This window comes from Chryseobacterium sp. Tr-659, assembly GCF_011752975.1.
In the GTDB taxonomy this organism is placed as follows: Bacteria; Bacteroidota; Bacteroidia; order Flavobacteriales; family Weeksellaceae; genus Chryseobacterium.
This window is the reverse complement of the sequence record NZ_VWWP01000002.1, coordinates 666,411-679,483: the sequence shown is the minus strand read 5'-3', so window position 1 is coordinate 679,483 and position 13,073 is coordinate 666,411. Positions and strand designations below refer to the sequence as shown.

The window sequence follows — 13,073 nt, the reverse complement described above, 5'->3', positions numbered from 1 at the left end:
TTATTGTATTAATTTTTTAATTTCTTCAAGAGAGTCAATTTCAGCCACCGTTTTATCTCTCCGCCACCTTACGATTCTTGGAAAACGAAGGGCTACACCGCTTTTATGACGGTTACTGAATCCAATCCCTTCAAAGGCAATTTCAAAGACTAATTCTGCCTTTACAGTTCTCACAGGTCCGAATTTTTCGACTGCATTTTTGGTCACAAAACGGCTTACTTCCATAATTTCTTTGTCTGTCAATCCGGAATAAGCCTTTGCAATGGTAACCAGAGAATCACCATTTTTAACTGCAAAGGTATAATCTGTGTAATAGGCACTTCGCCTTCCGCTTCCTTTTTGAGCATAGATAAGGACTGCATCAATGGTAAATGGACTGATCTTCCATTTCCACCAGTCGCCTTTTTTCCGGCCGGAATGGTAAGGAGAATTTTTTTGTTTCAGCATTAAACCTTCACTGTTTACAGCTCTTGAATTTTCCCGTAATGTATCCAGCTCTTCCCATTTTTCAAAATCGAGGCCTTTGGAAATTTTAATATTTTGAGGGTTTTCGTTCAGTAATAGTTCTTCCAGCATAGCTCTTCTTGCGGAAATAGGTTGATCTCTTAAATCATTGTTTTCAAGCTCCAGCAAATCATAAGCAAATACTTCTATCGGAATTTCCGAAAGCATTTTTTTAGTTAAAGTTTTCCTGTTTAATCTTTTCTGTAATTCATTGAAATTTAAAACTTTACCATCTTTTACCGCAAGTATTTCTCCATCTATAACAAAACTGCCTTTCATGGCTTGTATTACTGCTGCAATTTCAGGAAATTGTTCTGTTACAAGTTCTTCTCCTCTTGACCAGAGGAATACCTCATCATTTCTTCTGATGATCTGCCCGCGTATTCCGTCCCATTTATATTCCACCAGCCATTCTTCGGGCTTCCCGAGTTCATGTGGTTCTTTTTCCAAAGGATAGGCAAGACAGAAAGGATAGGGCTTTGAATTATCCGGATTTACATTTTCTGCGGCAATCAATTCTTTAAAAGATACTTCATCCGGAAGCCATTTTCCCATCAGGCTATGCATTAATGCACTGGGTTCCTGGCCTGAAAATTTTGTCAATGCATTAATCAATGTTTTATCTGAAACTCCTATTCTGAAACTTCCGCCTATTAATTTATTGAATATCAGTCGTTCTGTGTAATCCAGTCCGTTCCATGAATGTAAAACAAATGATTTTTTTTCTGCATCGGTTTTTCCTTTCAAATCAACAATATCATTCATCCATTCGGATAATGTACGGTCTATTTTTTCCTTTGGCGGGGGAAGAATCAGTGAAAGTGTTTCTCCCAGGTCTCCGACCGCAGAATAACTCTCCTGAAACAGCCAGAACGGGAGTTGTGTAATTTCGAGCGCCCATTCTTTCATGTAGTTTGTATTGACATTTCTTTTGGGCCTTTTTCCGGTAAATAGAGCAATGAACCATACTTTATCTTCATCCGGAGCGCGTTCCAGATAATCGATAATTGCATCAATTTTTGCATTGGTTTTATTGGTGGTTTCCAGTGCATTGATAAGATCTGCAAAATGTTTCATGGTTCAGGCGTTTCAATGGTTTCTTTTTCCGATACTTCTTCATCTTCCCCGAACAGTGTTTCCACAACATCTGCCCGGATGCCTGTTTCATTTAGATATTTTGAAAAGATTTCTGTTTGTCCGTGGGTGACATGAACAATTTCTGCTTCTGTTGCTTTTACCGTTTGCAGCAACCCTTTCCAATCCGCATGGTCACTCATTGCAAACCCTGCGTCTGCACTACGCCATCTTCTGGCACCGCGTACCTGCATCCAACCTGAACAAATTGCGGTTGCCGGATCCGGAATTTTTTTAATGATATTGCTATCGAGTAAGGCAGGCGGCACAATTACGATTTCATGTTCCAGCTCTTTAGGACGTTCTCTGAAATCTGCAATAGTGTAATCCGGAAGATCAATTCCTACGGTTTCAAAAGCTTCGTTGAGCTTTCCAATAGAGTAATGGACGTATATTTTTCCTAAATCTTCCACCGCTTTCATAATACGCTGGGCTTTTCCAAGAGAATAACCGATAAACACGGATGTTTTATTATTTTCTTTATTTTTTAGCACCCAATTCTGAAGTTTTTTATTTAAATCCGGAACTTCCAGCCAGTTATAAACAGGCAGTCCGAAGGTACTTTCCGTAACAAATTCATTACATTTTATAAGCTCGAAAGGTGTACTTAAACCATCGTCCTGAACCTTATAATCACCGGAAACAACCGTTACATATCCTTTATATTCCAATCTTATCTGTGCTGAACCAATGATGTGGCCTGCGGGATGAAGGGAAAGCTTAACTCCATTTATGATGATTGTTTCTCCATATTCCACACTCTGACATTCTATATCTGTTCCGATTCTCTGATGGAGAATAGGTTTTGTAAAATGATGACAAAGGTATTTTTTCATTCCCCAACGGGCATGATCTGCATGGCCATGTGTGATAATGGCCATATCTACGGGTCTCCACGGATCAATATAGAACTTTCCCTGCGGGCAGTAAATTCCTTTTTTGGTAAATGTGATTAGCTTCAATGGTGTAATTGGTTTTAGAAAATAAGCTTCAAAAACTTAACCAATTTACAATAAACCACTGATTTTATTTCCATCAGATGGGGAAATTCCGGGATATGTGGTACGTAATGTATGATATCGGGATGTATATTTAAAATAAAAAACGGACCGAAGTCCGTTTTTGTAAATATCTAAAATTAGAAACCATCTGAATTGAGAGGTAAACAATTTTTAAATTTTATATGATTAAGGAATCAGATTTTCATTTCTTAATCTTTCAAATAAACTGATAAAAGAATCTTCTGTATTGATATACGCTTTGAAACCAAGCTTTCTGCTTTTAGACATGTCACACATGACTTCCAGAGGTCTTCCCAGATCAAGATCAGTATGCCATGCTGAAGCGAGACGGTTAAGACGGCTTTCTTTCAGATTATACTTTTGGGCTATATCTTCCCATATTTTGTGATCATTTTCCAGTACATTTTCCAGAGGTTTTATCGTAGTTTCAAATCCTTCAGATTCTACACCAAACCAGTCTGCAAGTCTTTTCCAAAGCCATTTCCAGCGAAATACATCACCATTCACGATATTGAAGGCCTGATTCTGTGCAGATTCTGTTATTGAGGCCCAAACCAGTTGTTTTGCCAGTATTCCGGCATCTGTTACATCTGAAACGCCATTCCATTGTGCTTCTGATCCGGGCCAGATCATTTTTCTTCCTGTTTCCTTACAGATGCTTGCATATACAGCCAGTGTAGTTCCCATATTCATAAGGTTTCCAACAGCATATCCAATAACGGTATGTGGTCTGTGAATACTCCATGTAAAGCCGTCCCTTTCTGATGCTTTGTATATTTCATCCTCCTGAGTATAGTAGAAATTGGGTATGGGAAGTCTGGGATGTTCTTCTCTGACAGGAGTTTCAGGTAGAACTCCTTCTTTAGCATAGGCTTCGAACGGCCCTAAATAGTGCTTCAACCCTGTAACCAGAGCTACATGTTTTACTGATTTTTTAAGGGATAGAACATTCAATAAATTTCTCACCAAAAGGCTGTTAACGCGAATGTTTTCCTCTTCGGTATCATTCCGCATCCAGGTGGTGAAATAGATGTGAGTGGGAGAGATGTCCTCCAGTGCTTTGATCAGGTTTTGTTCATCTAACAGGTCTGCTTTCACAGGACGAAGACCGGCTATTGTGTTATTGGGATTTCTGGATAGTCCATAGGTAGTCCATCCTTGTGCAATAAGTTCCTCGGCAAGGTTACTTCCGGTGATTCCGGTAGCGCCTACTACCAATGCAATATTTTCCATAAGTATTGTAAAATTTCTTTCACAAAATTATGGAGGGTACAGGCTTTCACCCTTGATCTGAATCATGGGTTTAGATTGATCTGGATCAAGTATTTTTTAAAGAATTCTTTTTACGGATCCTGCTAACTGTTTCAGGAGCCAGCCCGAGATAGGAAGCGATAAGATTATGAGGAACTCTTCTAATCATTTCGGGGTTATTTTTTGCCAGCTGCAAATATTTTTCTTCGGCTGTATATCCGTTGGAAACTATAAGCCTGTGATCTTTTGTAACGAGACTGTTTTGGTATAAAATCCTAAAATAACGGTCCATTACGGGAATTTCCAGTGTCATTTTCTCATAGTCTTCCAATGTGATCATTAATACTTCGGTTTCTTCAATGGCATCAATATTCAATACTGATTTTTCCTGGTGGATAAAACTATTAAAATCTGAAATCCACCAGCCTTCAAAAGCAAACATATTGATGTGTTCACTTCCTTTTTCATCGAGAAAATAAGATTTTAATAATCCTTTGCTCACAAAAGACAGGCATCTGCATATGTCTCCTTCCTGTAACAGATACTGCTTTTTTCGAAGCTTTTTAAGAGTAAAGAAAGACTGAACATGATTTTTCTGCTCTTCGGTTATATCAACCTTATTTTGAATATGGGAAAGCAGTACCTCAAACATTAAATAAATATTTGATCAAAAATACTACTTTCCATGGCAATAGAAGATCTATTTTTCAAAATCATAGAGATTGATTCCGATTTCTTCGTTCTTTATCTTTACTATTCTGGTATTTAACGGATAAAAGATAAATTCACCTGCTCCCTGGATCTTAGCTTCTAAAAGATGTCCTGCCAAAGCGCTATAATCTTCTCTCCCCAATGTAATGTGAAGATGAAGTGTCAGTTTGCCTTCAATTTCAGAAATATTTCCGGAGATATTGGTGACTTCCATCTGTTCTTTAAAGGTTTTATCAACATATTTTTTTGTTGCCGGGCTGAAGAAGCGTAGGGCTGCTTCACTTACAGCGCCTATTCCGGTAACTTCTCCGGCTTGTATTTTCTGTTCCCGAACGAAATCGGTTAAAGTTTCTACAATATTAGAATGATTCTTAATGCTTACTAAATAAACGTGATCAACTTTTTTTGCCGACCAATTGTTTCCTTTTAAATATTGTGCTTCCATAAATCATATGATTAGAGTGGTTTTCATGCAGAGGGTTGAATTAATATTCACGTTCAAAGATTGTTTAAAATTTTCTTACGGATCAAACGATATTGCAGATTTTGTTTTGGTTCAAGATCTGTAAAGAATATTCATACCATCAGTAGAAATCCCAGATAGGATATTATCAAATCAGTCTTTGTGTGGATTCTTCAGAAAAACAAATACAATAATTGTGCTTTAATAATATTTAAGTTTGAAATTAGATATTTAATTCTAAATTTCTTCATTGATCAAGCTAAAAACAGATAAAAAATACCGAAATTTGCGGCAAAATAAAAATCAATGAAGATTGTAGATCTGGATCAATGGAACAGAAAGGAGCATTTTGAATTTTTCTCTGGTATGGCAAGCCCGTATTTTGGTTTTACTACGGAAGTAGACTGCACAAAGGCATATGATATTGCTAAAGAAAAAGGGTATTCATTTTTTGCTTATTATTTTCACAAATCTATGGTTGCAATCAATACTGTTGATGAACTGAAGCTCAGGATAATTGACGGAAATGTTGTTCAATTCGACATCGTTCATGCCGGAAGTACTATCGGAAGACCGGATGGAACTTTTGGGTTTTCATTTACCCACTTTTCGGAAGATTTTGAAGTGTTTAATACTGCTTTGCAAAAAGAAATAAAAGGTGTGCATGAGTCTTCGGGATTAAGATTAAGTAATGAAAGGCTGGGAAAGGATCATATAAGACATACTACAATTCCCTGGAATTCCTTCAGTGCTATTTTGCATCCAACAGATTTTAATACTACGGAATCGGTGCCTAAGATCGCTTTCGGGAGATTCAATATCCGTGACGGCAGAAAATATCTTCCTGTTTCTATTGAAGCACATCATGGGCTTGCAGATGGAATTCATCTGGCGAAATATCTGGAAGAATTTCAAAAACAATTGGATCTTTAAACATCATATGCCGGAAAAAGTCTTCAGCATCTTCTGAATAGAACAATTAAAAATAATGCATTTATCTTAACTGTTGATTTTAATAACAGTTCTTTTTCTTCTATCATTTCAGATCTCCGTATTACATCTGAATGTTTTCTACCCTATAATAAATTTGATTTTCTTTATCGGCTGCAAATTATGCCATCGGTATAATTCCGTGTGTTTTTACTTTTATAATAATAAAAATTATTAAAATATTGATCAGGATCATAAAAAGTAGACCTGACAAGACATTACATTTATGCCCTGTCAAAAATAGCAATAGAACTATATGGGAATAGGCTGATAAAAGCTGTTAGAATATTGTGTTTAAAAATATAACGTGGTATGTATGTGGTATACAGTTTTAATAAAATTTTAATCATTTTTTCTTTCTTTGCCCTGTATAAAATGAAATACAATTCACATGTATAAATTTTTAATACAATTATTCAATAAATACAACCCTATGCTATCAATCACTGAACAGTATCTAAAAAAACAAATGGATTTTGAATAGATAAAAATCAACTAGTTCCAATATTAATTATCAGAAACTTTCTGATAAAAAGAAAAAGATTTTGTACAGATGCACAAAGGATGTAGCATCTGAAATTAGTAGAGATGAGAAAGTATTATGAAAAATAAAAAAACTGAACACAACATTGAAGATCTGAACCAGAAAATTCTTGTACAAGATGAAATCATGGCACTCGCCAAAGCAAATTCTCCTCGCTTGCTGAATAAATTCAGATTGGTGTACCCGGATTTCTTCGGAAAGTTGTCTGCAATACAGCCTGGTCTTAAAAATTCAGAACTGATCTTTTGTATTTATCTTAAGCTCAATATGACCACAAAGGAAATCGCAACATATATCTTTGTCACGCCAAAAGCTATACAAAATCGGAAAAACCGAATCAGAAAGAAGCTTAATATACCTTCTGAATTCGATATCTATAAATGGTTTAATGAAATTTAAACCATTTTTTTAGATCTATACTTCTACTATCGTTTTATCCATATCATGATACAGAAGAATTTTCCAGCGGTTTTCCTTCGCTTCTTTTTCCCATTTAAGCCTTAATTCCATAGCTTTTCTGCCATCAAAATCACTTTTGTAAGCCAAATGATATTTCAGATAAGATGCTTGCGGAAGATCGTCTGCCCCATAGAAAACCGTTTCCTCATTTTCTCTGATCCAGAATACCTGCATGAAAGGAGTGTGCCCGCCTACTACTTCATAGGAGATTTCATCCGTGATCTGCCCTTTGTCGTCATTCATCCAAATGATATTAGGTAATTGAATCAGTTTTTTAAGAATTTCAAAATCAAAAGAAGGGTTTCCCTCGTTTTCCATTGCAAAATCCAGTTCGCGTTTTTGAATATAAATCTGTGCATTGGGAAAGGCGGCCTCGAAACCATCATGTGTAAGCCTTATTGCTCCTTCAATATGATCTTTGTGAAGATGAGAAAGCAATAGTTTTGTAATTTGAGAGGGAAGAATATTTTCTTTTTCAAGAATTTCGGAAATAACAGATTTTCCGTCTTCATTTTTCCAGCCAATACCGGCATCTAAAAGAATGTAATCATTTTGAGTAATAATAAGAAAAGGTTGCACAGACATTTTGATCCCTGCAATTTTATCAAAATTTTCATCTGTTAAAAGACTAAAGTCTTTGGTTTTACTAGCCGAAAAATTGCCTTCTTTAAGCGGAATGATTTTCATCTTGCAAATTTCCTTAATATTTCTAATATCCAAAAGGATTTTCATCGATATATATTATCAATAAAAACAATAATAAAGCTGTATGAACTTAAATCTTTAAAATTTAACAGGAATAAGATCTGTTCATAGAAATGTAAAAATTCAAATTGAATAATTTCCTTGATAAATGATTATCTTTGAATTCTTAAAAAATAAACTGTTTCAACGGATATCACTTGTTATCATTCATCTGAAATGGTTTTCCATTCAATAAAATTTTATACGTAATGCAGGAGAGTTCTTCCAACGGTATTTCCCGGACTGTTATATGGCTGATGGCTATTATTTCAGGGCTTGTGGTCGCTAACAATTATTATAATCAGCCATTGCTGGCTCTTATTTCTGAAGATTTACATGTTTCCGAAAGTGCAGCCAGCAGAATTTCCGTCTTAACCCAGATTGGTTATGCCTTAGGATTGCTGCTTATTGTTCCGCTTGGAGATAAATTTTTCAGGAAGAGATTGATTCTGATTGATCTTTTTCTTGTCTTCGGATCATTATTATGGATGACATTTGCCAACCAGCTATGGATGTTATATGCTGCGAGTTTACTGATTGGAGCAACTTCGGTTATACCGCAGTTATTTGTCCCCATTGCGGCTGAACTTTCATCAGATAAAGAAAAATCTTCAAACATTGGTCTTGTAATGTCCGGATTATTATTGGGAATTCTTCTATCCCGCTTTATAGGTGGAATTGTAGGAGAAGTGTGGGGATGGAGAGCAATGTTCGGAATTGCTGCAGGACTTATGATCCTGGTATGGTTAGCCGTTTATAAGATGCTTCCTGAGCTTCATCCAAATTTTAAAGGAACTTACAGAGAACTGATGCGTTCGGTTGGCCACCTCGCAAAAACACAACCGATTTTACAGCTTGCTTCCTTCCGTGGTGCCATGGCATTCGGATCTATGTGTGCGTTGTTTACAACATTGGTTTTTCATATGGAGAAACCTCCCTTCAATGCAGGTTCTTCCGTAGTAGGGAGTTTTGGACTGGCAGGAGCGGTAGGCGCTTTGGCGGCGGCAAAAGTAGGAAAGCTTCAGAAATATCTGGATATCAACCGGATTATTTTATATTCTTTACTCATCGTCATCGGAAGCTGGGGGTTCACTTATTTTGCAGGAGAAACGTATTGGGGATTAATTGTAGGAGTAATTCTTGTTGATCTGGGAGTACAGTCCAGCCATATTATGAACCAGACGAATTATTTTCTGATTAAATCAAATGCTGTTAATAGATTGAATACGGTGTATATGGTTTCGTATTTTATCGGAGGATCATTGGGAACGTGGCTGGCTTCCATTGCATGGCAGAAAGCACAATGGAGCGGTGTTTGTTTTATAGGAACATTATTTGGTGTACTGGCACTTATCGCGCACATTCTGTTTAGTAAAAAGGTAAATAAAATAAATACAGAGGTATAAATTTTTATAGCTCTGATGTATTTGAGAATCAGGGATTTTATCATAGATAAAATCCCCGATTCTTTTATTCTTCAATTATTTCCTGTGTTTTAATTAAATCTTTGTGTTTTCCACCCCATTCACTCAACATACTCCATATAGGAATTAGCTCAAGGGCAATTTCTGTAAGTTCGTAATCTACCCGCGGAGGAACTTCGGCGTGCACCGTCCGCTTTACAAGACCTTCTTTCTCAAGCTCTCTTAATTGCAGGGTAAGCATTCTTTCCGTGATGCCCAGAATAGATTTTCGAAGCTCACTGAAACGCAGCTTTCCTAACTTTAACTTATCAAGAATCAGGAGTTTCCATCTGCCGCCAATTTTACATACCGCATAAGTAAGGTCACATTCGTGTATATATTGCCTGTTGATATTATTCGTTGAATTTTCTTTTATTTTTCCCATTACTTACAAATTTGTTAGTACCGTACATTTAGCTGTATACACTGCAAATGTAAGGGTTGAGATTTAATTTTGTTCATCAAAACAGAAAAATATTCTGCAATAAAGAACAATAGCGCTAACGTTCCGGCAGAAGCAATAACAACTTAAATCAAAACAACAATGCAATTAACTCCTAAAATAATACAGATTGTAAATCATTTAGAAAAGATACAACCTTTCAACCCACAAGATTCTTTAGACGGAGCACGCAAATATCTTGAAACAATGTCTCTCCAGTTAAGTGGTAAGAAAGAATCAATAGCAATGATTGAAGAATTGAATATTCAAAAAGATGATCATCAGATTCCTGTTCGAATTTACCGTCCCAGGGGAAAAGAAATTAAGTCATCATCAGCTATTATTTATATTCATGGAGGATGGTTTATGGCAGGCGGATATGAAACCCATGATGCTGTCGTTAGGAAACTGGCTAATAAAACCGGATCTGTAGTTATATTTATAGATTATCGTCTTTCTCCGGAACATCCTTTTCCTGCGGGTTTAAATGATTGTATTAACGGAATAGGCTGGGTATTTGAAAATGCAGAATATCTGGGAATTGATCCTGATAAAATTGGAATCATAGGAGACAGTGCCGGAGGTGCTCTTTCAACGGCAGTATCTACCCAGCTGGGAAAGCAGTTGAAATTTCAGATATTGATTTATCCTGCTGCCGACAATCAATTGAACTCAAAATCATGGGAAACCTATGAAAATGGGCCGGTACTTAATAAACAGGGAGGTATTGATGCATGGGCAGGCTATCTTCCGGAAGAAGAAAAAGGAAATCCTCTGGCAATTCCTGTTCTGATAAAAGATTTCAAGGAAACTCCACCTACATTCATCATTCTGGCAGAGCATGATCCTTTGCTGGACGACGGAAAGCAACTTGCTATGAACATGGAAAAAGCCGGAGTGAAACTTAAGACAAAGCTTTATAAAGATATGGTTCATGGGTTTATGCATATGGGAGAATTGTTAGAAGAAATGCAATCAGCGGTGAATGAAATGGCAGGATTTGCTCATCAAAATTTAAAATCTCACGAAGAAATAGTGTAATGAAGAAATATGCATACATCGGATGTCTGGGGTTTATAGCAGTTATTACAACGGAATTTGGAGTCATTGGAATTCTTCCGCAAATTGCTGAACATTATCAAATAGGTATAGACAAAGCAGGGTATCTATTGAGCGCTTTTGCATTAATCATTGCTCTTACAGGTCCTTTTATGACCTTACTTACATCAGGATTTGACCGTAAAAAAATAATGCTCACAGCCATTTTTATGTTTCTGGTTACAGGATTTATCTCTTCTTTTTCACCACCTTTCTGGCTCTTGATGCTGGTAAGAATTTTACCTGCATTTTTGCAGCCTGTATATATTGCAACCGCATTATCTGTTGCCGTATCTCAGGCGGATGAGGGAAGGAAGAATGAACTGATGGGAATCGTTTTTAATGGAGTGGCTATTGCTATGGTCACCACAGTTCCTTTTGCAAGGTGGATTGCAGGTCTTTGGTCATGGGAATATTCATTTATGATTCAAACCTTAGTCAGTTTAATTGCTTTGATGGTCATTTATTTACTTCTTCCTTCAATGCCTGTAAAGGAGAAGAAATCCTTTGGAAATCAGGTGAGAATATTAAAACAGCCTCCATTCATTCTGAGTATCCTTACTAATTTTTTTATGATTACCGCCTGGTTTTCTACCTACAGTTATTTTGCAGATTATCTGAATAAAGCAAAAGGAATGAATACTTCAATGGTAAGCTATATGTTGCTGCTCTTTGGGATTGTTGGAGTGATAGCCAATGGAGTAGCCGGAAAAATGCTCAACAAAAATGTAGCAGGTACAACCGCTGTTTTTCTTTCCGGAACTATTTTAGTACCTGTTCTTTTATATATTTCCGATGGAAATTTATGGGGAACCATGGTGGTAATCGGGATCTGGGGATTTCTGTATTCGCCAAGCTTTTTGAATGCATCAACGTATATGATTTCGTCAGCACCGGAATCGCTGGAATTTGCGAACAGTCTTGCCACATCATTCGGAAATCTGGGGGTAACGTTGGGAACCACAATTGGAGGATGGATTATTGTAACAAAAGGGGTAGAGTATATTCCCTGGATTGGTGTGTTTTTTGGCCTTCTTGCATTTTTGATGATGATTTTGAGAAATATATCAGAGAGACGTAGCCGGCTACTATCAACCTGTCAGGATTAAACTGTAATATTTTTTGTTACATTAAATAAAATACAGTAAATTTGCATTATCAAATTAATTAATACAATGAAAATAGAAATCTGGTCGGATGTAATGTGTCCGTTTTGCTATATCGGAAAAAATAACTTTGAACAGGCATTGGAAAACCTGCCTTTTAAAGATGAAGTAGAAGTAGAGTGGAAGAGCTTTCAGCTGGATCCGACTTTGGATCCCAAAAAAACTCAGGATACTATTCAATATTTTAGAGAAAAAAAAGGAGTTCCTGAATCTCAGGCTTCGCAAATGCTTGGTCAGGTTACTCAAATGGGAAAAGGAGCCGGAATTGATTTTGATTTTGGAAAAACGTTAATTACGAATACCTTTACCGCACATAAATTGCTTCATTTAGCCAAAAAGCATAACAAATCGAATGAGATGGAAGAAGCATTATTTATTGCTCATTTTATTGATGGTAAAAACGTAGGTGATGTGGAAGTCCTGATCGCGCTGGCTGAAAATCTGGGAATTGATAAAGAAGAGGCAAGGCAGGCTGTAACCACTGACGAATTGGATTATGAAGTTAATCAGGATATTCTGGAAGCCAGAAACAATGGTATTTCCGGAGTTCCATTCTTTGTACTGAACGGGAAATATGCTGTTTCCGGTGCACAGCCGGTAGAAGTGTTTGAAAATGCCCTTCAGCAGACATATAAGGAAACTGTGAGTCCATTTAAAGATCTGTCGGGTGGTAATGGAGCTTCCTGTGATACAGACGGATGCAGTATTTAATAATGTAAACCCCAGAACATTTTTGTTTTGGGGTTTTTATATTAATGCATGTGTTTTTCGAAAAATAAATGAATATATTTAAAATGTAAAAACATCAAAAGTGCTCACCAAAACTAATTTTATCAGAAATATCTCCATTGTATCTTATTTACTCATAGTTCTAGTCGGGCAAATAATTGGGCTGCCCTTTATTATTTGGCTTTTGTTTACGGCTTTCGATTTCGGGAATATTGATCAGGTTTTTGCTGTATTGGGAATTTTAGGAATTGTTCTCAATTTCACAAAATGGAAAAATAAAATATTGATCACAATTCTCAGTTTACTCATGATGCTTTCACCACTTGCCAGCAGAATGATACAGGTACCCATAG

General features: G+C 36.5%; 14 protein-coding genes. 6 read left to right on the top strand and 8 right to left on the bottom strand.

Features of this window, described 5'->3' with window-relative positions:
• From F3J23_RS07240 to F3J23_RS07220, 5 genes are all read right to left on the bottom strand, one after another.
• Window positions 1–1,581 carry an ATP-dependent DNA ligase gene (locus F3J23_RS07240; protein ID WP_167026317.1) on the bottom strand — a complete coding sequence of 527 codons (1,581 nt, stop codon included), beginning with the start codon at window positions 1,579–1,581 and terminating at the stop codon, window positions 1–3.
• Window positions 1,578–2,600, bottom strand: a complete 1,023-nt coding sequence (locus F3J23_RS07235) for a ligase-associated DNA damage response exonuclease (protein WP_167026314.1) — start codon at window positions 2,598–2,600, stop codon at window positions 1,578–1,580. The genes F3J23_RS07240 and F3J23_RS07235 overlap by 4 nt, the downstream gene beginning before the upstream one ends.
• Before the next feature lie 225 nt (window positions 2,601–2,825).
• On the bottom strand, window positions 2,826–3,893 hold the full coding sequence (locus F3J23_RS07230; RefSeq protein WP_167026311.1) for an SDR family oxidoreductase: 1,068 nt from the start codon (window positions 3,891–3,893) through the stop codon (window positions 2,826–2,828).
• A gap of 85 nt (window positions 3,894–3,978) precedes the next feature.
• Entirely contained in the window at window positions 3,979–4,563 is a 585-nt protein-coding gene (locus F3J23_RS07225) for a Crp/Fnr family transcriptional regulator (RefSeq protein ID WP_167026308.1), read from the bottom strand.
• Between the two features lie 48 nt (window positions 4,564–4,611).
• Complete coding sequence (locus F3J23_RS07220) at window positions 4,612–5,067, bottom strand: PPC domain-containing DNA-binding protein (RefSeq protein WP_167026305.1); 456 nt, start codon at window positions 5,065–5,067, stop codon at window positions 4,612–4,614.
• A 324-nt stretch (window positions 5,068–5,391) separates the two neighbouring features.
• Here F3J23_RS07220 and F3J23_RS07215 point away from each other — a divergent pair, with 324 nt between their 5' ends.
• On the top strand, window positions 5,392–6,018 hold the full coding sequence (locus F3J23_RS07215; RefSeq protein WP_167026302.1) for a CatA-like O-acetyltransferase: 627 nt from the start codon (window positions 5,392–5,394) through the stop codon (window positions 6,016–6,018).
• Between the two features lie 658 nt (window positions 6,019–6,676).
• Window positions 6,677–7,018, top strand: coding sequence for a helix-turn-helix transcriptional regulator (locus tag F3J23_RS07210; protein WP_167026299.1), 342 nt, complete (start codon window positions 6,677–6,679; stop codon window positions 7,016–7,018).
• Window positions 7,019–7,033: 15 nt separating this feature from the next.
• On the opposite strand, the gene F3J23_RS07205 is transcribed toward F3J23_RS07210, so the two are convergent.
• Entirely contained in the window at window positions 7,034–7,765 is a 732-nt protein-coding gene (locus F3J23_RS07205; RefSeq protein ID WP_167026296.1) for an MBL fold metallo-hydrolase, read from the bottom strand.
• 266 nt (window positions 7,766–8,031) lie between these two features.
• Here F3J23_RS07205 and F3J23_RS07200 point away from each other — a divergent pair, with 266 nt between their 5' ends.
• Complete coding sequence (locus F3J23_RS07200) at window positions 8,032–9,228, top strand: MFS transporter (RefSeq protein ID WP_167026293.1); 1,197 nt, start codon at window positions 8,032–8,034, stop codon at window positions 9,226–9,228.
• A gap of 64 nt (window positions 9,229–9,292) precedes the next feature.
• On the opposite strand, the gene F3J23_RS07195 is transcribed toward F3J23_RS07200, so the two are convergent.
• Window positions 9,293–9,670, bottom strand: coding sequence for a winged helix-turn-helix transcriptional regulator (locus F3J23_RS07195; RefSeq protein ID WP_167026290.1), 378 nt, complete (start codon window positions 9,668–9,670; stop codon window positions 9,293–9,295).
• 159 nt (window positions 9,671–9,829) lie between these two features.
• On the opposite strand from F3J23_RS07195, the gene F3J23_RS07190 reads away from it, so the two are divergent.
• The 3 genes from F3J23_RS07190 (at window position 9,830) to F3J23_RS07180 (ending at window position 12,702) form a co-directional block, all read left to right on the top strand.
• The gene (locus F3J23_RS07190) at window positions 9,830–10,768 is read left to right on the top strand and encodes an alpha/beta hydrolase (RefSeq protein ID WP_167026287.1); all 939 of its coding nucleotides are present in this window, start codon (window positions 9,830–9,832) and stop codon (window positions 10,766–10,768) included.
• On the top strand, window positions 10,768–11,934 hold the full coding sequence (locus tag F3J23_RS07185) for an MFS transporter (protein WP_167026284.1): 1,167 nt from the start codon (window positions 10,768–10,770) through the stop codon (window positions 11,932–11,934). The genes F3J23_RS07190 and F3J23_RS07185 overlap by 1 nt, the downstream gene beginning before the upstream one ends.
• A 66-nt stretch (window positions 11,935–12,000) precedes the next feature.
• Window positions 12,001–12,702, top strand: coding sequence for a DsbA family oxidoreductase (locus F3J23_RS07180; RefSeq protein WP_167026281.1), 702 nt, complete (start codon window positions 12,001–12,003; stop codon window positions 12,700–12,702).
• A 234-nt stretch (window positions 12,703–12,936) separates the two neighbouring features.
• On the opposite strand, the gene F3J23_RS21715 is transcribed toward F3J23_RS07180, so the two are convergent.
• The gene (locus F3J23_RS21715) at window positions 12,937–13,071 is read right to left on the bottom strand and encodes a hypothetical protein (protein WP_262888149.1); all 135 of its coding nucleotides are present in this window, start codon (window positions 13,069–13,071) and stop codon (window positions 12,937–12,939) included.
• Between the last annotated feature and the right edge of the window lie 2 nt (window positions 13,072–13,073).